Annotated in this window: 19 protein-coding genes and 1 pseudogene; 13 read left to right on the forward strand and 7 right to left on the reverse strand. The window is 41.7% G+C overall.

Going from position 1 to position 18,097, the window contains the following annotated elements; translation table 11 throughout:
* The 3 genes and pseudogenes from HKX40_RS10910 to HKX40_RS08385 form a co-directional block, all read right to left on the reverse strand.
* Positions 1-175 (reverse strand): annotated as a pseudogene (locus tag HKX40_RS10910) (hypothetical protein); the annotation flags it as partial.
* 40 nt (positions 176-215) lie between these two features.
* Positions 216-1,331, reverse strand: a complete 1,116-nt coding sequence (locus HKX40_RS08380) for an ESPR-type extended signal peptide-containing protein (RefSeq protein ID WP_171589130.1) — start codon at positions 1,329-1,331, stop codon at positions 216-218.
* 677 nt (positions 1,332-2,008) lie between these two features.
* Complete coding sequence (locus HKX40_RS08385) at positions 2,009-2,989, reverse strand: quinone oxidoreductase family protein (protein ID WP_171589131.1); 981 nt, start codon at positions 2,987-2,989, stop codon at positions 2,009-2,011.
* Positions 2,990-3,243: 254 nt separating this feature from the next.
* Between HKX40_RS08385 and HKX40_RS08390 the strand changes: the two genes are divergently transcribed.
* A complete protein-coding gene (locus tag HKX40_RS08390) occupies positions 3,244-3,669 on the forward strand; it encodes a MarR family winged helix-turn-helix transcriptional regulator (RefSeq protein ID WP_171589132.1) in 426 nt (141 codons plus the stop codon).
* Between the two features lie 125 nt (positions 3,670-3,794).
* Here HKX40_RS08390 and HKX40_RS08395 read toward each other — a convergent pair whose 3' ends face one another.
* Positions 3,795-4,121, reverse strand: coding sequence for a DUF4282 domain-containing protein (locus tag HKX40_RS08395; RefSeq protein ID WP_171589133.1), 327 nt, complete (start codon positions 4,119-4,121; stop codon positions 3,795-3,797).
* A gap of 137 nt (positions 4,122-4,258) precedes the next feature.
* Positions 4,259-5,737: a helicase HerA-like C-terminal domain-containing protein gene (locus HKX40_RS08400; RefSeq protein WP_171589134.1), complete on the reverse strand. Its 1,479-nt coding sequence runs from the start codon at positions 5,735-5,737 to the stop codon at positions 4,259-4,261.
* A 265-nt stretch (positions 5,738-6,002) separates the two neighbouring features.
* Here HKX40_RS08400 and HKX40_RS08405 point away from each other — a divergent pair, with 265 nt between their 5' ends.
* The 6 genes from HKX40_RS08405 to HKX40_RS08430 all read left to right on the forward strand — a co-directional run bounded on the left by HKX40_RS08405 (position 6,003) and on the right by HKX40_RS08430 (position 10,530).
* Positions 6,003-6,737, forward strand: coding sequence for a YebC/PmpR family DNA-binding transcriptional regulator (locus HKX40_RS08405; RefSeq protein ID WP_171589135.1), 735 nt, complete (start codon positions 6,003-6,005; stop codon positions 6,735-6,737).
* Between the two features lie 66 nt (positions 6,738-6,803).
* Positions 6,804-8,084 (forward strand): phosphoribosylamine--glycine ligase, encoded by a 1,281-nt coding sequence (gene purD, locus HKX40_RS08410; RefSeq protein WP_171589136.1) that lies wholly within the window; start codon positions 6,804-6,806, stop codon positions 8,082-8,084.
* Positions 8,085-8,127: 43 nt separating this feature from the next.
* Positions 8,128-8,736 (forward strand): nicotinate (nicotinamide) nucleotide adenylyltransferase, encoded by a 609-nt coding sequence (gene nadD, locus HKX40_RS08415; protein WP_171589137.1) that lies wholly within the window; start codon positions 8,128-8,130, stop codon positions 8,734-8,736.
* A gap of 31 nt (positions 8,737-8,767) precedes the next feature.
* Positions 8,768-9,169, forward strand: a complete 402-nt coding sequence (gene rsfS, locus HKX40_RS08420) for a ribosome silencing factor (protein ID WP_171589138.1) — start codon at positions 8,768-8,770, stop codon at positions 9,167-9,169.
* Between the two features lie 173 nt (positions 9,170-9,342).
* Positions 9,343-9,813: a 23S rRNA (pseudouridine(1915)-N(3))-methyltransferase RlmH gene (gene rlmH, locus HKX40_RS08425; RefSeq protein WP_171589139.1), complete on the forward strand. Its 471-nt coding sequence runs from the start codon at positions 9,343-9,345 to the stop codon at positions 9,811-9,813.
* Between the two features lie 126 nt (positions 9,814-9,939).
* Entirely contained in the window at positions 9,940-10,530 is a 591-nt protein-coding gene (locus tag HKX40_RS08430) for a Maf family protein (RefSeq protein ID WP_216605210.1), read from the forward strand.
* A gap of 152 nt (positions 10,531-10,682) precedes the next feature.
* Here HKX40_RS08430 and ispH read toward each other — a convergent pair whose 3' ends face one another.
* Positions 10,683-11,630, reverse strand: coding sequence for a 4-hydroxy-3-methylbut-2-enyl diphosphate reductase (ispH, locus tag HKX40_RS08435; RefSeq protein ID WP_171589140.1), 948 nt, complete (start codon positions 11,628-11,630; stop codon positions 10,683-10,685).
* A gap of 132 nt (positions 11,631-11,762) precedes the next feature.
* Complete coding sequence (locus tag HKX40_RS08440) at positions 11,763-12,239, reverse strand: FKBP-type peptidyl-prolyl cis-trans isomerase (protein WP_171589141.1); 477 nt, start codon at positions 12,237-12,239, stop codon at positions 11,763-11,765.
* A 48-nt stretch (positions 12,240-12,287) separates the two neighbouring features.
* Between HKX40_RS08440 and radC the strand changes: the two genes are divergently transcribed.
* The 6 genes from radC to rpmB all read left to right on the forward strand — a co-directional run bounded on the left by radC (position 12,288) and on the right by rpmB (position 18,097).
* Positions 12,288-12,965 (forward strand): RadC family protein, encoded by a 678-nt coding sequence (gene radC / locus HKX40_RS08445; protein WP_171589142.1) that lies wholly within the window; start codon positions 12,288-12,290, stop codon positions 12,963-12,965.
* Between the two features lie 132 nt (positions 12,966-13,097).
* Complete coding sequence (locus HKX40_RS08450) at positions 13,098-13,421, forward strand: hypothetical protein (RefSeq protein WP_171589143.1); 324 nt, start codon at positions 13,098-13,100, stop codon at positions 13,419-13,421.
* Positions 13,422-13,721: 300 nt separating this feature from the next.
* Entirely contained in the window at positions 13,722-13,982 is a 261-nt protein-coding gene (locus HKX40_RS08455; protein ID WP_171589144.1) for a type B 50S ribosomal protein L31, read from the forward strand.
* A 232-nt stretch (positions 13,983-14,214) separates the two neighbouring features.
* Positions 14,215-15,981, forward strand: a complete 1,767-nt coding sequence (locus HKX40_RS08460; protein WP_171589145.1) for an ArnT family glycosyltransferase — start codon at positions 14,215-14,217, stop codon at positions 15,979-15,981.
* A 108-nt stretch (positions 15,982-16,089) separates the two neighbouring features.
* Positions 16,090-17,478 (forward strand): MATE family efflux transporter, encoded by a 1,389-nt coding sequence (locus HKX40_RS08465; RefSeq protein ID WP_171589146.1) that lies wholly within the window; start codon positions 16,090-16,092, stop codon positions 17,476-17,478.
* A gap of 382 nt (positions 17,479-17,860) precedes the next feature.
* On the forward strand, positions 17,861-18,097 hold the full coding sequence (rpmB, locus tag HKX40_RS08470; RefSeq protein WP_171589147.1) for a 50S ribosomal protein L28: 237 nt from the start codon (positions 17,861-17,863) through the stop codon (positions 18,095-18,097).

Here is an 18,097-nt window from a genome sequence, read left to right on the forward strand (position 1 = left end):
CCTCACTATAACCAACACCAGCGCGGAAATCCATATCCATTTTCTCACCAACTGGCGTACTACCATACATACCAAGCAAGAAAGTATCTGCACTTAATGTTTGTTGTGACGGTGAACCGATGCTACCCGCATGGTCATGACCATAACCTACCATCATACCTATACGTGTTTGGTTATAGCATACATGACCACCCGCTGCCGCATAGTAACTCTCGTTACGGTAACCTGCTGCTCCACGATAATTTTAGATTAGTAGTGTTTGTCTCTAAAATAATATTTGCACTAGCAACATCACCCGTTGCTTCGCCATTACCGAGTTGCAAAGTCCCTGCCTTAACTGTTGTATCGCCAACATAAGTATTATCGGCTGCTAAGATTAAATTACCTACTCCCTCTTTGGTTAACGCACCTGTACCACTAATCGCCGCTGTAGCAGATTGCGTGTAATCACCACTTGCAGAAGTAATTAAGGTAGTACCGCCAGCACCGATATTGATAATATCTGGCTTAGTACCTGTTAAGGTATTGAAATTCTTGAAAACACTTCCTGCTTTTGTAATGTCTAAGGTACCACCATCAATATTGACTTCGCCGTAAGTGTTAGCGTTATCAGTATAAATCTCCCCTGTTGTAACTTTACCACCATTGGTAATATTTAAAACACCCGCACCATTAAAACCATTACCACTATCACCAACAGCGATTGCTTGTGTTGCCGTAAGCGTTGAGCCAGATCCTGTCACCGTCACAAAGGAGTCGGTCCCTGTGGTACTAGCCCATGCCCCAATACCAACAGTTCCGTTTGTAGTGACCGTACCACCATTTTGAACAGTCAACCATCCATAATTGGTTCGTCCAATCTCCAACCAGCCTCCACCAGTATGTTGTAGTTTCCCTCCATCCACTAATATTGAAGAGCCAGCAACTGCCTGAACAACAGCATCCGAGGGTGAGCTCGTCACACCACCAGCGTATGCAGTAATTTGAAGATTGCGGCCGGTAGCGTTCAAAACACCAGTGGATGTAATTGTATAATGCACCGCTCCATCATTAGGATACACTGGATCTCCCACCTTAATAGGGTTGGCAGTCATAGTTTTAGTACCGCTAATCGTTTCATATGTATCCACCGCACTTGCCTGCCCAGATACCAATGCCAAGCACGCGACTAACGGTGTCAATACAAACCAGCGTATGGATTTTTTGGCTTCCTCTGTATGAGCTTCAATTCCTGCTAGTGATTTACGCTTACCTTTTGCTGTGGCTAGTTCAGACACACACTGCCACAATCCCAACGTTGCATTCCAAACCACACGATAAATTTTATTCATAGACTTTATTCCTATTTAAAACACGCACTTCTCAAGATGCAACCTCATCAAGAGAAGGCTTGAACTAGCCACTAATGAAGGAAATTGAATCCATAACCTAGAAGTTATTCGCACATTCTAGGGAAGAATTAAAAGAAAAGGAATCTAAAGTGTGAGTATTTATCTTTGGATTTACAATTCGTCTACCATCAAAAATAAAAAAATATATTTTTCAATAAGATGAAAACAAAATAAACCTTATCACGAAATATAAAACCAATACTTTGTCACAAATCACATTGATGACTGTTGTTGTACAACTACGAAAAATAAAGTACAACAAACAATCGTTTGAATATTCTTATTTTTTATAAAAAAATCAATTTATTATAATTCATTAAAGGAAATACGAATCCATCTCAATACGTTATTAAATAGTTCTTGCAATCCAAAAACTTCTCTGCGTTTTATTTTGTACTAATTATTCCTATAACTCATTGTTATATCATTATTTTTTTAAAAATAATACTCCTCACCAACTAAAAAATAAAATCCAAGAAAATTTTTTCGAAAAGAAAATTATTTCCATATTATTAATCTGATAATATCCCTCTATCTGCTTACACTAAAAAGGCTAGAAGAGACTTTCATCATCCTTTCTAGCCTTGTTCAGTCATCCGTATTCGACTAACTATACATCAATCTAATGTGAGTACAGTAGACCCCGTAGTTTTACGTGCAGCCAAATCGGTATGCGCCTGTGCCACCTCACTCAATGGATAACGCTGGTCAATCACAATCTTAATATCCCCTGCCAATACATGAGCAAACAACTCATCCGCTGCTGCCTGCATTTTTTCCAAGGTATCAGTGTGGGTACTAACGGTAGGACGGGTAACATACAATGAGCCTTTAGCAGCTAAGATACCTAAATTAACTCCAGTAACTGCGCCTGACGCATTACCATAACTTACCATTAGACCACGAGGACGTAAACAATCAAGGGAAGTTTCCCAAGTATCCTTACCAACCCCATCATATACCACAGGTAACTTAGCGCCATTGGTAAGTTCCAATACACGTTCCACCACATTTTCGCGACTATAGTTAATGGTTTCCCAAGCACCATATTGCTTAGCTAAAGCCGCTTTTTCATCGGTGGAAACAGTACCAATCAGATTCACACCCAAGGCCTTTGCCCATTGACAAGCAATCAACCCCACTCCACCTGCTGCTGCATGGAATAAGATGGTTTCTCCTTTTTCTAAACGATAAGTTTGGCGAAAAAGGTACTGCACAGTTAGACCTTTAAGCATCATTGCTGCTGCTTCTTCAAAACCAATACCATCAGGCAATTTCACCACTTGACGCGCTGGCACATTACGCACCCCTGCATAAGCACCTAATGGACTCTGACCGTAGGCAACACGATCCCCCACTTTTAAGTGCTTCACATTACTGCCTACTGCGGCAACAACCCCAGCTCCCTCAAAACCCAAACCATGTGGCAGGGCTGCATCATATAGCCCTGTGCGGAAATAAATATCAATAAAATTTAACCCAACCGCTTTTTGCTGAATTTGAACCTCATCGGCTGTTGGTGATGGCACCTCAATTTCTTCCAAACGTAACTGCTCTACACCTCCATGCGCATGCACTCGAACTGCTGTTGTTTTCATAAAAAAACTCCTTGCTAATAGATGATACTAGTGAGTTTAACAAAAATACATTACAATAGAAACAACAGATATTGCCTAGGCAGGCATTTGCGATTACTTATCCCTATTTGATTTATCTGTATTTTTGAACAACTTTTGATACTCCTTGGTTTATTCTATTATCTACCATGTTTTATGATTACAAAAACTGTCCTGAATCACTAGAAAACCCCTTAAGCAATCTGGGTTATCTCATCAAGATGTTACAGGAAACTATGTCGCAACAACTAGAAGATCAAATGAAAGAATTTGAACTTACAGCTGCCCAGTGGCACCCCTTGATTATTATTGATTTACAACAAGCTCGCACACCTGCACAGGTAGCACGCTTAATTAATGTAGATACAGGGGCGACAACACGCATCCTAGATAGATTGGAGCAAAAGGGCTTTATCAAACGTGTTCGCTCTACTGAAGACAGGCGTGTGGTACATCTTCATCTGACTGAAAAAGGTTCAAATGTTACCAAGAAATTAATGCCTGCTGTGGAACTAATTCTTAACAAGGCATTAGAGAGATTCACAAACGAAGAATTTGAACTTTATAAAAAGCTCACCATGAAAATGTTAGTAAACTTAAATCCCTCTGAGGTTGAGTGTATTCGTAGGGATACAGCTACATTATGTGCAAGACCGAACTAACTACCCTCCTTATCTAAGGCAGGAAATTCCCTTAAAATTTGCATCCAATTTTTTGGTGAGAAGCCGGCACAATAAAGAGGGTATTTTATGAAAATTCAGTTTTGTTAGTTCAACAACAATGTCGACTATTCAATCTCTTTAACTGAATTTGTACCATTCGCCTTTTCTAATTCCTCACGAATGGCTTTTAAGTTGTCATGGTTATGGAAGAAAGCAATCACTGTTTCATAACCTATACGGATGAATAAAATACTCAATGGTAAAATAACAAGAATTCCTAGTAAGAATAAAAGAATGGTTCCAACAGCCCCCAATCTCATCGCTGCACCGAAACCAAATGAGTAAACCACTGTACCAATAACAGTTATTACTAGGTGGATACGATAAACAATAAGAATGATAGACGGGGCAATAAACTTATCCAACCGCCAAAGCTTCCCTAAAAAGTTCATATAATATTTCCTCAAAAAAATAACAAATAATAAGCGATTGTGAATATCCGCAACTAAATGCAGATATTCACAACATTATTATTCTATCATTTATTTCATAAGGTTATATTACAATCACGTCATATTACAACTATTATTTAACGCCTTTTACCAATTAAAGACCCCAATACCCCACGTAATAATTGACGTGCCATGTTACGAGCCTCACTCTTAATCACTTGCTGTACCAAACCATCATGTTTACCTCCTCGTGGTCCCGTACTACCCCACAGCACGTCTTTCACTGTACCAAGCAGACCTCCGCCACCATCGTCAGATTGTTTTTCTACTGAAATTTGTTCTGCACGTTTTTGTAAAACCTCATAGGCAGACTCCCGATCCAAGGTACGTTCATATTTGCCTGCAAGAGAAGAAGATTGACGCAATGCTTGACGCTCAGCCTCAGTAACAGGACCGATGCGGCTTGCTGGAGGCATCATCCAAGCCCGTTGAGTAATGCTGGGAATACCTTTCTCATCTAGACAAGATACCAATGCTTCCCCCACGCCCAACTCTGTAATTGCCTGTACAATATCTAATTCCGGATTAGGACGCATAGTATCAGCAGCAGTTTTCACGGCTTTTTGATCTCGGGGCGTAAATGCACGTAAGGCGTGTTGAATACGATTACCTAGCTGACCCAATACATTATCAGGAATATCAAGAGGATTTTGTGTTACAAAATACACCCCTACCCCTTTAGAGCGCACAAGACGAACAATCTGCTCAATACGTTCAATAAGAACTTTTGGAGCATCATCGAATAATAAATGAGCCTCATCAAAGAAAAACACAAACTTAGGCTTGTCTAAATCACCCACCTCTGGCAAGGTTTCATACAACTCTGCTAGCAACCATAATAAGAAAGTTGAATAAAGTTTTGGGGACTGCATCAATTTGTCAGCAGCAAGAATATTCACTACACCTTGACCGTTGCTATCAACACGCATCAAGTCATAGATGTCTAGCATTGGTTCGCCAAAAAATAGGTTTCCGCCCTGCCCCTCAACCTCTAATAAAGCACGTTGAATAGCCCCTACTGAGGCGGCAGAGACATTGCCATAGTTCTGACGCAACTCCGCAGCTCGCTCACTTACATACTGTAACATCGCACGCAAATCTTTCAGGTCAAGAATCAACTGCCCTTCATCATCCGCCAGTTTAAAAACAATATTTAGCACCCCAGTCTGGGTATCATTCAAACCCAGTACTCGTGACAATAACAATGGCCCCATATCACTGATAGTCGCTCGTACTGGATGTCCTTGTTCTCCAAACACATCCCACAGTACTACAGGGCAACCTGCAAAATCTGGCATAGGAAGACCTTTTTCCTCAAGACGTGTCACCAACTTTGGTGAGGCCTGCCCTGCTTGTGAGACTCCTGTCAAATCCCCCTTGATATCCGCCATAAATACAGGCACACCTTGTTGAGAAAATGCCTGAGCTAATACTTGTAAAGAAACTGTTTTTCCTGTCCCTGTCGCTCCAGTGATACAACCATGACGATTAGCGTATTGCGGGAGTAAAAAAACCTCGTGAGCCTTATTTTTTGCTAAAAGAATGGGATTTGCCATATGTAAACTTTCCTAACAATGAAAAGAATGACCACATTATCCAAACACATTGATTTCTTAAAACTCTCCTATATTAGAACAAGCATCAATCCTCTGTCTAGATGTGGTTATGTCTGCTGTTGATAAAACGCTATTATTCAAAAAACACTTTATTTTATAAAAAAGATAAGTCAAGTCTTGTTAAAATATGCGTTTAATCTTTAATTTTAATCAACATTTTCAGGGAGTACTGTAAGTATCCCTTTTTATATGAGTAGAGAAAATTATGGCTGGTCATAGTAAATGGGCAAATATTCAACACCGTAAAGGTCGCCAAGACGCTAAACGCGGTAAACTTTGGACAAAAATCATTCGTGAAATCCAAGTCGCTGCACGTGCTGGTGGTGCTGATCCCAATGCCAATCCAGCATTACGCCTAGCATGGGATAAAGCAATGGCAGCTAATATGCCTAAAGACAACATTATGCGAGCAATCCAACGTGGAGCAGGTGGTGCTGATGGAGAAAACTACGAGAGTATCCGCTACGAAGGCTATGGTCCAGCAGGTGCAGCAGTCATCATTGATTGTATGACAGATAACCGTACACGTACCGTTTCTGATGTACGCCATGCGTTGACAAAATTCGGGGGTAACTTAGGTCAAGATGGTTCTGTTGCCTTTATGTTCAAGCACTGCGGTCAATTTATCTATGCTCCAGGTAGTGACGAAGAAAAAATTATGGAAGCTGCACTAGAAGCAGGAGCTGAGGATGTTATCACTGATGAAGAAGGCGTTATCGAAGTGATTTGTGCTCCTAGTGACTATACTCAGGTCAAAGATGCCTTACATGCGGCAGGCCTTATTCCTGAAGTTGAAGCTATCGTGATGAAACCTCTCAATGAGACTTTCTTAGAGGGTGATGATGCAGTTAAAATGCAGAAAATCCTTGATATGCTCGAAGGTCTAGACGATGTCCAAGAAGTACATACCACCGCAGTATTTGACGAAGCGGATGAGTAAGAATGATTAGGCTATCTTAATGAGGTAGCCTTTATCATACATTGACAATTAATCAAAGGATTCCAAATGAAAGTTCTTGTTGTTGGTAGTGGTGGTCGTGAGCATGCGATTGCATGGAAACTATCCCAATCTTCTCGTGTATCAACTGTTTATGTTGCCCCAGGCAATGGCGGTACCGCATTGACATCTTCTTTACAAAATATCGCTATTTCTAAAAAAGAAGAGTTAGCTCAGTTTGCCCAAAATAACGGTATTGCTTTTACAGTAGTAGGACCAGAAGCCCCTCTAGCAGATGGCATTGTGGACTTATTTCGTGCAAAGGGTTTAGCAATTTTTGGTCCTACACAAGCTGCCGCCCAACTCGAGAGCTCTAAAGACTTTGCCAAGGCATTTTTAACTCGTCATGGGATTCCTACAGCAGCTTATGCAACTTTTACAGATACTACCGCAGCTCATCATTATGTTGATGAGCAAGGAGCTCCTATCGTGATTAAGGCCGATGGTCTTGCTGCAGGCAAGGGAGTTGTCGTTGCCGAGACACTTGAACAAGCCCACAAAGCTATCGATGATATGCTTGGCGGTGGCAAGCTAGGGGCTGCAGGGGCCCGTGTAGTCATTGAAGGCTTTCTCAAGGGCGAAGAAGCTAGCTTTATCGTGATGGTTGATGGTAAAAACGTGCTTCCCCTGGCCAGTAGCCAAGATCACAAGCGTCAACTTGATCATGATCAGGGTCCAAATACAGGTGGTATGGGTGCTTATTCCCCTGCCCCTATTGTGACAGATGTGCTGCATGACCGCATTATGAGAGAAATCATTCTCCCGACGGTTCAAGGAATGGCTGATGATGGCATTGTATTTACTGGTTTTTTATATGCTGGATTAATGATTGATAAAGGAGATGATGCCACACGCCCTATCAATGTGCTCGAATTTAACTGCCGCATGGGTGACCCAGAGACTCAACCTATTATGATGCGTATTCGCAATGATTTTGCAGATGTCATTGAAAAAGCTATTGCCGGCAAGTTAGACCAAGCCCATATTGATTGGGACCCTCGTACAACCTTGGGGGTAGTGATGGCAGCAGAGAACTACCCTGCCTCTCCTCGCACAGGAGACGTTATCACAGGCATACCTGCTGCAACAGCTGATTGCGTAACATTCCATGCTGGCACCAAATTAGATGGTGATACGTTGCGTACCAGTGGTGGTCGTGTATTATGTGTAACAGCTATCGGTGACACTGTGGAGTTAGCACGTAAAACTGCCTATGATACTGTGGCTCAAATTCATTTTGATGGTGCCCAATATCGTAAAGATATTGCTTGGCGTGCATTAAAGAAATAGTCCTTTATACCCATTGTGTATTTGATATGTCAGAGTAACGTTTATGACAACATCAAAACATAAAATTGGTTTACTTGGCGGTAGTTTTAACCCTATCCACTTGGCACACATCCGATTAGCAACTACCGCCTTGCAGCAGCTTTCTTTAGATGAAGTGCAATTAATTCCTGCTGGACAACCTTGGCAAAAGGCACCTCTTGCTGTTAGTAGTGAACAACGCCTCGCCATGTTAAAGATTGCTATAAAAGGAATCGCAGGGCTGCGTATTAACACCATAGAACTTGAGCGTAAAGGCCCTAGTTACACGATTGATACGCTAAGAGAGCTACCTCGCCAATCAGGAGAACGATACTATTGGCTAATGGGAACAGACCAGATTAATAATTTTTGCACTTGGCGAGCATGGCAAGAAATTCTTGACTACGTACAGCTGGTAGTCGCTAAACGTCCTGATTATGCGTTTACACCCCCAGTCGAATTGCTCACTGTTTTGCAACAAAAGAGATGTAATTTAATCTTTCTGAATATGCCAGAGATTGATTTATCCTCGACAGCTGTACGTCAGAAGTTACTTGACCATGCACCAGTAGACAATTTACTAAATCCTGCAGTATTGGCATATATCCAAGCACATAAGCTGTATTATGATTAAAATAACGACTTACTAATTTAACTTGTACATTATGAATATTCAAAAACTACAACGTTTAGTTGTCGATGCGTTAGAGGATGTCAAAGCGCAAGACATTAAAGTATTTAACACCACACACCTAACTAGCCTCTTTGAACGAGTCATCATTGCTAGTGGTACATCTAACCGTCAAACTCGTGCACTTGCTCGTAGTGTTATTGATGCTGTGCGTGCACATGATATTGAGATTATTGCACTAGAGGGAGAGGAAAGTGGAGAATGGGTACTACTAGATATTGGTGATATTGTCATTCATTGTATGCAGCCTGCTATTCGTGCTTACTATGATCTTGAGTCTGTTTGGGGCGGTCGTCCAGTACGTATGAAACTTTTACCTCAGTCCACATCCTCTCAAAACAACGTTGTCTATGATGATTATGAAGAGGAAGAGTAATTGTTTACTCACATCTTCCAATGATGATAAAAGAATGATTCTCTCACTCATATCTTCTTACTACTCATAAAAACAGTACCATTACAGGCTTAAAATACCCTCGATAACGGGTATCTGTATACTACATTGGACAAACCAGTACTTTTCATCATTCCCGTAAGGACTGATTTAATATGAAACTCTACGTGATTGCTGTTGGTAATCGTATGCCAAAATGGGTTGAAACAGCTTGGGAGGACTATGCCAAACGTATGCCAGCTGATTGTGCTATTGAGCTTAAAGAAATAAAACCTGAACCTCGTAGCAATGGGAAAACGCCAGAGCAAATGATGCTAGCAGAGGCCAAACGCATTGAGGCAGCGCTTCCTACAAATGCCATTCGTGTTGTGCTTGATGAGCATGGTAAGGACATCACAACTGTTCAACTCGCCAAATATATTGAACAATGGAAGTTTAGTGGTCAAGATGTGGCAATCATTATCGGTGGACCAGATGGACTAGATGCAAGTATAAAGAATTCTGGCAATACCAAGTTGCGCTTATCTTCGCTCACACTTCCTCACCCTATGGTGCGAGTACTGTTGGCAGAACAACTCTATCGTGCTTGGAGTATTACGGTCAATCACCCCTATCATCGTGCCTGATAAACAGTTCTCTGCCTCATAAGAATCACCTTAGTAGCCAGGCAAAAACACAGACCCCAAAATGTTACTTCCTAGCTATTAATACCATAATCCAATATTCTTAACTTGTAATTGCTTTACTAACCTATGAACATTCCTGCTATTTATCTTGCTTCCGCTAGCCCTCGTCGTCATGAATTGCTCAATCAAATCGGTGTAGAGCATGAAATTCTGCGCGTACCAGCCCCCCCTGGTGAAGATGAACCCCAATTAGCAGGGGAAACCGCAGCTGACTATGTACAACGCACCGCCCTAGAAAAAGCGTTACGCGCTCAGACCTATGTTCAACAACAAGAAATGCTTGTGCGCCCAATTCTTTCAGCTGATACTTGTGTGATTCTTAATGGCAAAGTTCTCGGTAAGCCAACAGACCCAATGGACGCTTCGCGTATTCTTTCTCAACTATCGGGTCATACTCACGAGGTCCACACCGCCGTGGTATTAGCCCATCGAGAACTGCTACTAAAGGCAGTCTCTATCACTCACGTAACTATGCGTAAAATTACTATGAAAGAAATCGCCATGTATGTGGAAAGTGGAGAAGCTGAAGGAAAAGCAGGAGCCTATGGCATCCAAGGGCTGGCAGCTATATTTATTGAAAAAATTGAAGGCAGCTATAGTGGTGTGATGGGACTGCCACTCTACGAAACGTGGAATTTATTAACCCAGCTAGCTTAATTAGACCTAGAGATATTTGACTATCCCATCACTGACATCTGTAAAACCGATGCTAATCCAATCTCAATAGATTAATTTAAAATTAAAATTATTAGGGTGGTTGGCATCACACCAAACCACCTGAAACACTAACTTATAAGGAATGCTGTTAATTAACTATTCCCTAATTTTCTAGACAGCTCTTTTGGCAACGGGAATGAGACATTTTCCTCAATACCAGCCACTTTACGTACAGAAATTGCACCTAATTCTTTAAGGCGATTAATCACATTTTGTACCAGTACTTCGGGAGCAGAGGCACCAGCTGTAATACCAATAGCCTGCTTCCCTTCAATCCATTCTGGTTGAATCATATTGGGGTCATCAACAAGATAAGACGGACAGCCTAGACGGGCAGCTACTTCACGTAAACGATTAGAGTTGGAACTATTAACACTTCCTACCACAAAGAATACATCACATTGTGGTGCAACCATTTTCACTGCATCTTGACGGTTTTGCGTGGCATAACAAATATCACTTTTCTTAGGGGCAACAATATTAGGGAAACGCTCGTGCAGTGCCTTAGTCACTACTGTTGCATCATCTACAGATAAGGTTGTCTGGGTCACATAAGCAAGATTATCTGGATTATCCACCTCAAGTGCAGCCACATCTTCTGGGGTCTCTACCAAGTACATTCGCCCAGCAGCCTGACCAAGTGTCCCCTCTACCTCGGGGTGCCCCTTGTGTCCAATCATAATGATTTCACGACCTGCTTCATGCATTTTGCGGACTTCCACATGCACCTTGGTCACGAGAGGACAAGTAGCATCAAACACTTTAAGACCTCGTTTTTCAGCCTCTTCTCGTACTGCTGCTGAAACCCCATGTGCAGAAAACACCACAATATTGCCAGCAGGCACCTCATCTAACTCAGCAACAAAAATAGCCCCCTTGTCACGTAAAGACTGCACTACAAAGCGATTATGAACAATCTCGTGACGCACATAAATCGGGGCTCCGTGAAGCTCTAAAGCACGCTCGACAATATCAATTGCCCTATCCACCCCTGCACAAAACCCTCGTGGCTCTGCCAATAAAATCTCTGCATTACTCATTGACTACCTCATTCTTTTTACCACCAACCACTGTTTCACCTCATTAGTCCATATCATGTTCAGCATGACTTGCTTATCCACGAAACTCTCCTTATTACACATGCTGTTCAGATCAAGGCTTGAGGATTAACTTTACAGCACCCCTATGATTGATACATCAATTTTTAAATCCACCCCAGCTAGTGGGTGATTGAAATCAAAAATCGCTTTATCGTCCTCAAAACGCTTAAATAAACCAGAGAATTTCCCTCCATTGGGAGCCGTGAACTCCACCAAGTCATTTTCTTCAAATGTAGCATTTTCACCTGCATTTTCAGCAAGCATTTTTTTTGTGACTGCTTGAATCAAATCAGGATTACGCTCCCCAAAAGCATCAACCGCTTTTAAATAATACGTAAACGACTCGCCCTCTTGATGCCCTAATAACGGTTTTTCTAGCGACTCAGGCCATTGCCCTATACCCATTTGAAGTGTTGCAGGCTTACCTGTATATGTATCAATAAACACAGAACCCTTGCCCTCTCCAGAGTCCAAAGAGATGCGATAGTTCAATGTGAGATAAGAATTAGGGTGGACAATTTTGTCCACAGTACTATCATTTTTTTGCATTTTCAGGCACGCTTATAAAAATCAACTTAAAGCGATATTTTAACGATTATGAAGACTTCACGCATGGAATATTTGCAACAACTTCCAAGAGAACGCATTATCAAACACGGTCCGAAAGTCCTCAGCACAGCAGAATTGCTTGCTATTGTGCTAGGGACAGGTACCAAGGGTAATAATGTGATTAGTTTCTGCCAGTCTCTTTTAGACCAATTTGGAGGAGTGAGAGCCTTATTAAACACCACCAGCGAAGAATTACGCCCAGTCAAAGGATTAGGCAATGCCAAAATCGCTCAGCTATTGGCACTCAAAGAACTTGCATTGCGTTCATTAGAGGAGCCTTTGCGTGACTCCAAGGTGTTTAATAAGTCATCTGCTGTGAAACAATACTGCATTCAACTACTGGGGCACCTAGAGGTAGAACAATGTCATATCTTGTTTTTTAACAATGCCTTTAAACTATTACATACTCAACTCGCCTCAGAAGGCACCATTGATAAAGCACAAATTTACCCAAGAGAAATCATTAAACTTGCCATACGCTTTCATGCCACCAATATCATTTTGGTACATAATCACCCCTCAGGCATCCCCAAACCTAGTGATGCCGATGTGCAATTCACTGATGATATAAAATGTGCGCTTGCACTTGTCGACATCCGTTTAGTTGACCATCTCATCATAGCCAACAATGAAGCCGTATCCCTAGCAGAAGAAGGCTACCTTTAAAAACTATTTATCAGTGATGACTTATACTGAGTTTCTCCAAGTCTAACATTTATCCACATTGTCAGTTAAATGACAACTTAAGCCCTCTGTTTATGATAAACCTAGAACATTACTAACTTTATTGGACCTACCATGCACAACGAAGTCACCATTATTTTTAATGCACATGATCAGATGGAGTTTGACTTTTTCTCCCATGACAATTCTGAAGAAACTCGTAAAGCAGCTCGCATTTGGTTAGAGAATAAATGGGAGGAGCTAGAGTGCGAACCCCTACGTCCAAGCGGTAAAGTGTTGCTCCTTGATCGTATTCTTAGCATTGCTGATGCTCTGGGTTATCATTGGTGCCAAGCTCACCCCAAAGAAGCCCAAGAGTTCGCTGAACAATGTGCATTAGCATTGGACTCCGTAACAGTCACTATTGACCTGCCCAATTTCTCAATTAGCTCTAATTAAGCAGACACCCTGAGACATTGTTGATGTTTTGCACTGCACGCCATAGATCTCTTACCATGCCGACACCCTCCTGCATCACAAATAGGTGGCATATTACAGGGGAAATAGGCGTGTTACCATCCTAGTATGTGTTGCCACCACACAACTTTTTTACATTATTAGTGTAAATTTCAAGTAACAACATACACTTTATTAGCCCATTAACGCCATTTCTCCTGTATAATGGCGAATTCAATCTTGGATACGTGGCAGGACATGGTGTTTTCTGCAGGCGACCCACTATATCTTTAAGGAATTGACATGAAAGAAGGCATTCACCCAGAATACCGCGAAGTGGTGTTTTTAGACCAACAAACTGGTAATAACGTCATCATTCGCTCTACTGTACAAACTCGTGAAACTATCGAGTTAGATGGTAAAACTTACCCACTATTTAAATGTGATGTGACTGCAGAGTCTCACCCATTCTACACTGGTGCTCAAACTCGTATCGTTGAAACTGGTCGCGTTGAGAAATTCCGCGCTCGTTTCGCACGTACTGCTGGTACACTTAAGAAATAATTCTAAGTTACCTCTAGCACTCAAGAAGCAGCTTCTCACAAGCTGCTTTTTTATTGTTATTTTTAGATTATATGGGTGGGACAACAACATCTTGCCAAAATTGGCAATAGTCATATGTCTACATAAGGATATGACTACTTCGAATAACAGTCTTCCCCACCATGCAATATAGATTGCCTGATATAATGGCAACTGTTTTGAGTAATCGACGTATTTTAAACGTATAAAAATCGTGGTATCTACACAAAGAAAAACCCCTGCTAGACTTGCTAGCCCAGCAGCCAGAAAATTACCTAGAAAAATTCTCTTTTGGTTCATGCTCGCTTATATTGTGGCGGGTCTATTCGGTCGTGACCCTTGGAAGACAGACGATGTGGCAGGCATTGCTTCTATGCTATCAGCTGTCAATGATGGGCATTGGGTGACATCCTATATTGGATTAATTCCCTACACCGATCACGGCCCACTTACTAGTATGATTGGCGGGCTGTTCATCAAAATCTTCAGTCCTCTTTTTGCTTTATTTACGAATACTCTTGATGCACAGATTATTGCTGCACGCTTGCCCAACTTTATCTACTTCTTTGGAATGATGTGGGGAGTTTGGTATGGTACTTATGTATTAGCACGCCGCCCAGAAGCCCAGCCATTATCCTTACCTTTTGGTGGTGAGCCTAACCCTCGTGACTATGGTCGCATGATGGCCGATGTTGCTTTCTTCTTTATGTTAGCCACTGTCGGCATTGTTATCCGCACCCACGAGACCAGTTTTTATCCTCTGTTAATCTGCTTGCATTCTCTAGCCTTTTATGGCGTTGTGCAGTTACTTAACCATCCCACACAAGGTAGCCTTGTCGTAGGGACAGTAATGGCTTTAACATTTATGACTCGCGGATTTATTGGTGTAGCCCCCATCCTTCTTGTCACTATTTTCTTGTTTTTTAGTAAAGTTTATTCTTTTCGACTTAAAGTATTCCTCTTTTTAAGTCTTGTTCTTGCTAGTCTACTCAGCGTCATCTGGATTACAAGTGCACATGATATGGATCCCGGATGGGTGACTTTATGGTGGAGAGAACAACTACAGACATTTTCACTACCTCAGTTTACAGGCACACTAAAAAGCCTACGTGACCTTGCTTGGTTTTTATGGCCTAGCTGGCCTTTTGCCTTGTTTGCATTATGGAGCTGGCGTAAATGGTTTGATGTACCGCATATTTTTATCCCTGCTTGCTTTATCATAGCTAACCTTATCATGATTCTTGTCTCTCATGAGGCTTTTGAAGCTGAGTACGGTCCTATCACTATGGCATGTGCTGCTCTGGCTGCCATGTCCATTCCTACCTTAAAACGCAGCGTGATCAATCTTTTAGATTGGTATTCTATTATGGTGGTTACGCTTGGTCTATTAGCTATCTGGGTCGGTTGGTCAGCCCTTTACTTTGGAACACCCCCACAAATTCATCGCAACATTATGCGTCTCATACCAGGCTTTGATACGACCATTCCTTGGATTGCTGGCATTATAGGGGTGATTATCTGCCTATTTTGGTACAAAGCTGTTGCATGGCGACTTAAAGCAAATCCTACCGCTAGATGGAGAGGTATTATGCTTACAGCGGCTGGCACCATTATCTCTTGGTTATTATTGTCAACCCTTTGGCTACCTGCTATTGACTATAACCGCTCTTATCGCAGTGTTGGAGCCTCACTTGCTCAGACCATCCAAACCCAGGCTCCTGAGTATGACTGCGCCCTTACTATTGATGTTAATCAAGGGCAAGCAGCGGCATTTGCCACATTCGCTCAGCTACGCCTATCTCGATTACCTCACTGCCGATACGCTCTGATACAGGCCAATGATGCCCAAAGTCTTGCCACAATCCAGCAAAACTATGCAGGCAGGATTATATGGAGAGGGCGTCGCCCATCTGACCGTCATGGAGAAACCTTTTTATTCATTGATTTAGCAACAAATAAAGCGCATAATAACTCACTATAAGACAATATCCTCAAAGGGGGAGGCCCTCTCCCCTTACTTTACGCCGAACCTCTCATATCCGCAGAAACCTTTCTGCTTACAGGTGTTATTTCCAACCATAGTAGCAATATGACGCAGAGTACTCCACAGATTCGTAAATCGTTGATTCAGCAGGCTTGGCCTATCCTTATTGGGCAATGGGCAAGCATGGCTTTTGGTGTATTAGATACCATGATGCTAGGGAATTTTAATGCACAATCCCTGCAAGCGATGAGTTTGGCTGCTTCTATCTTTATTACAGTAAATGTAAGCCTTATGGGGGTCGTACATGCATTGATTCCTATTACATCCCAACTGTTTGGAGCACAGAAAAATAAAGAAATTGGGGTTATGTGGGGACAAGGTATTTGGTTAGCCTTATTTCTTTCTCTCACGGTTGGTCTATTATTGTTATTTCCTGACCAATGGCTCCGTTACTCTGGCAGAATTGATCCAGAGGTACGCAATGAAGTCACCAATTACCTATTAATTTCATTCTTTGCTATTCCTGCAGCGTTGATGTTCCGTGCAGTATATGCCCTATGTACCTCAGCCTCACGTCCAAAACATGTCATGTATATTAATGTCGCTAGTATTGCAGTTAAAGCACTATTGAATTGGGCGTTAATTTTTGGGCATTTGGGTCTTCCGTCACTGGGTAGTGTAGGTGCAGCCCTATCCACTATGATTGTGAGTTGGTTTACCCTATTTTTAGGGTTATGGATTGTTTTCTCAGATGGTTATTATCGACAATTTGAACTCCAGCTAGGCTTACCTAAAATAGATAAGATTATCGAGTTACTTAAACTTGGTCTGCCAATGGGGGGCTCTTACTTTGTAGAAGTCAGCGCCTTTACTTTTATGGCATTACTCGTCAGCCGCGAAGGTACCTTTGTTGCAGGGGGACATCAGATTATGTCTAATCTGGCTGCCATCCTTTATATGATGCCACAATCTATTGGGATTGCTACTGCTGCTTTATCTGCTCACGCCATTGGTCGCCGAGACTATCCTCTATCACATCGCATTAGTACCCAAGGCTTATTACTCGGCTTCAGTGGGGCTGTTATCAGTAGCCTCATTGTTTTCTTTGGTAAACCCTTTATTATTTACCTCTATACCAATGATACACAGGTAGCCCTAATGGCTGCTAGCTTATTAACACTAATGCCATTCTTCCACTTGTTTGACCACTTCCAATGCATTATCACCTATATTCTACGTGCCCATAAAATTGCAACTATCCCATTTATGACTCAGACAGTATTGCTTCTTGGCCTAGGACTCGGTGGTGGTTATTACTTTGGATATGGTTCTGGATATGGACTATTAGCGTGGTTAAGTCATATTGTGACCCCCAACTCAACACTTGGAGTGTCTAGTTTATGGATTATGTGCTGTGTAGCACTTGCTTCCTGTGGTGCGATATTAGCCTTATGGTATAGGACGATTATCCGACGTTTACTTGTCGAAAAATAGCCTATACCTTAAAATTTCTTCGCAAGTCCTGTTTGATAGGTTATAGTGTCCAATTTTATTGGCAAAATTTATTATCGGAATTTATTGTCTGGACTTATTGTCTGGATGCCAAAGTCTAAGCAGTTGCCGACCTCTCATTTAGTGATATGCTCTTCTCTTAATACTTAAAATATTGGTAGATAATAGTTAAGTATTCAGCGAGAATGCAACACTAATGAATAAAAAACTCATTGATATTATTGCATTATTTATATTCTCATTATATAATTTTAGATTAACCTGTGAAGTTTATTAGGGTTTTTAAACTATAAGAAACTACACAGATTTTTACTAAGGCAGATCTGGGCCAACAATCAGGTCTATTAACTTAACGAGGTGTAATATGGCAAAAGTATGCCAACTAACCGGCAAGCGCCCAATGTCCGGTAACAATGTTTCTCATGCGCACAACAAAACTAAGCGTCGTTTCTTACCAAACCTTCAAACTCGTCGTTTCTGGGTTGAGAGCGAAAACCGCTGGGTACGTCTTCGCATTTCTACTAATGCGTTGCGCACTATTGATAAGAAAGGCATTGATGCAGTTATTGCTGAAATGCGTGCTAATGGTCAATCAGTTTAA

The organism is Pelistega europaea (assembly GCF_013133775.1).
In the GTDB taxonomy this organism is placed as follows: Bacteria; Pseudomonadota; Gammaproteobacteria; order Burkholderiales; family Burkholderiaceae_B; genus Taylorella; species Taylorella europaea.

Excerpts from the sequence above, each read along its gene's own strand:
- HKX40_RS08390 (WP_171589132.1), top strand. The coding sequence starts at position 3,244 with ATGTCGCAACAACTAGAAGATCAAATGAAAGAATTTGAACTTACAGCT.
- HKX40_RS08380 (WP_171589130.1), bottom strand. The coding sequence starts at position 1,331 with ATGAATAAAATTTATCGTGTGGTTTGGAATGCAACGTTGGGATTGTGG.
- HKX40_RS08465 (WP_171589146.1), top strand. The coding sequence starts at position 16,090 with ATGACGCAGAGTACTCCACAGATTCGTAAATCGTTGATTCAGCAGGCT.
- HKX40_RS08455 (WP_171589144.1), top strand. The coding sequence starts at position 13,722 with ATGAAAGAAGGCATTCACCCAGAATACCGCGAAGTGGTGTTTTTAGAC.
- HKX40_RS08385 (WP_171589131.1), bottom strand. The coding sequence starts at position 2,989 with ATGAAAACAACAGCAGTTCGAGTGCATGCGCATGGAGGTGTAGAGCAG.
- rsfS (WP_171589138.1), top strand. The coding sequence starts at position 8,768 with ATGAATATTCAAAAACTACAACGTTTAGTTGTCGATGCGTTAGAGGAT.
- rlmH (WP_171589139.1), top strand. The coding sequence starts at position 9,343 with ATGAAACTCTACGTGATTGCTGTTGGTAATCGTATGCCAAAATGGGTT.
- HKX40_RS08395 (WP_171589133.1), bottom strand. The coding sequence starts at position 4,121 with ATGAACTTTTTAGGGAAGCTTTGGCGGTTGGATAAGTTTATTGCCCCG.
- HKX40_RS08400 (WP_171589134.1), bottom strand. The coding sequence starts at position 5,737 with ATGGCAAATCCCATTCTTTTAGCAAAAAATAAGGCTCACGAGGTTTTT.
- purD (WP_171589136.1), top strand. The coding sequence starts at position 6,804 with ATGAAAGTTCTTGTTGTTGGTAGTGGTGGTCGTGAGCATGCGATTGCA.
- nadD (WP_171589137.1), top strand. The coding sequence starts at position 8,128 with ATGACAACATCAAAACATAAAATTGGTTTACTTGGCGGTAGTTTTAAC.
- ispH (WP_171589140.1), bottom strand. The coding sequence starts at position 11,630 with ATGAGTAATGCAGAGATTTTATTGGCAGAGCCACGAGGGTTTTGTGCA.
- HKX40_RS08430 (WP_216605210.1), top strand. The coding sequence starts at position 9,940 with ATGAACATTCCTGCTATTTATCTTGCTTCCGCTAGCCCTCGTCGTCAT.
- HKX40_RS08450 (WP_171589143.1), top strand. The coding sequence starts at position 13,098 with ATGCACAACGAAGTCACCATTATTTTTAATGCACATGATCAGATGGAG.
- HKX40_RS08440 (WP_171589141.1), bottom strand. The coding sequence starts at position 12,239 with ATGCAAAAAAATGATAGTACTGTGGACAAAATTGTCCACCCTAATTCT.
- rpmB (WP_171589147.1), top strand. The coding sequence starts at position 17,861 with ATGGCAAAAGTATGCCAACTAACCGGCAAGCGCCCAATGTCCGGTAAC.
- radC (WP_171589142.1), top strand. The coding sequence starts at position 12,288 with ATGAAGACTTCACGCATGGAATATTTGCAACAACTTCCAAGAGAACGC.
- HKX40_RS08405 (WP_171589135.1), top strand. The coding sequence starts at position 6,003 with ATGGCTGGTCATAGTAAATGGGCAAATATTCAACACCGTAAAGGTCGC.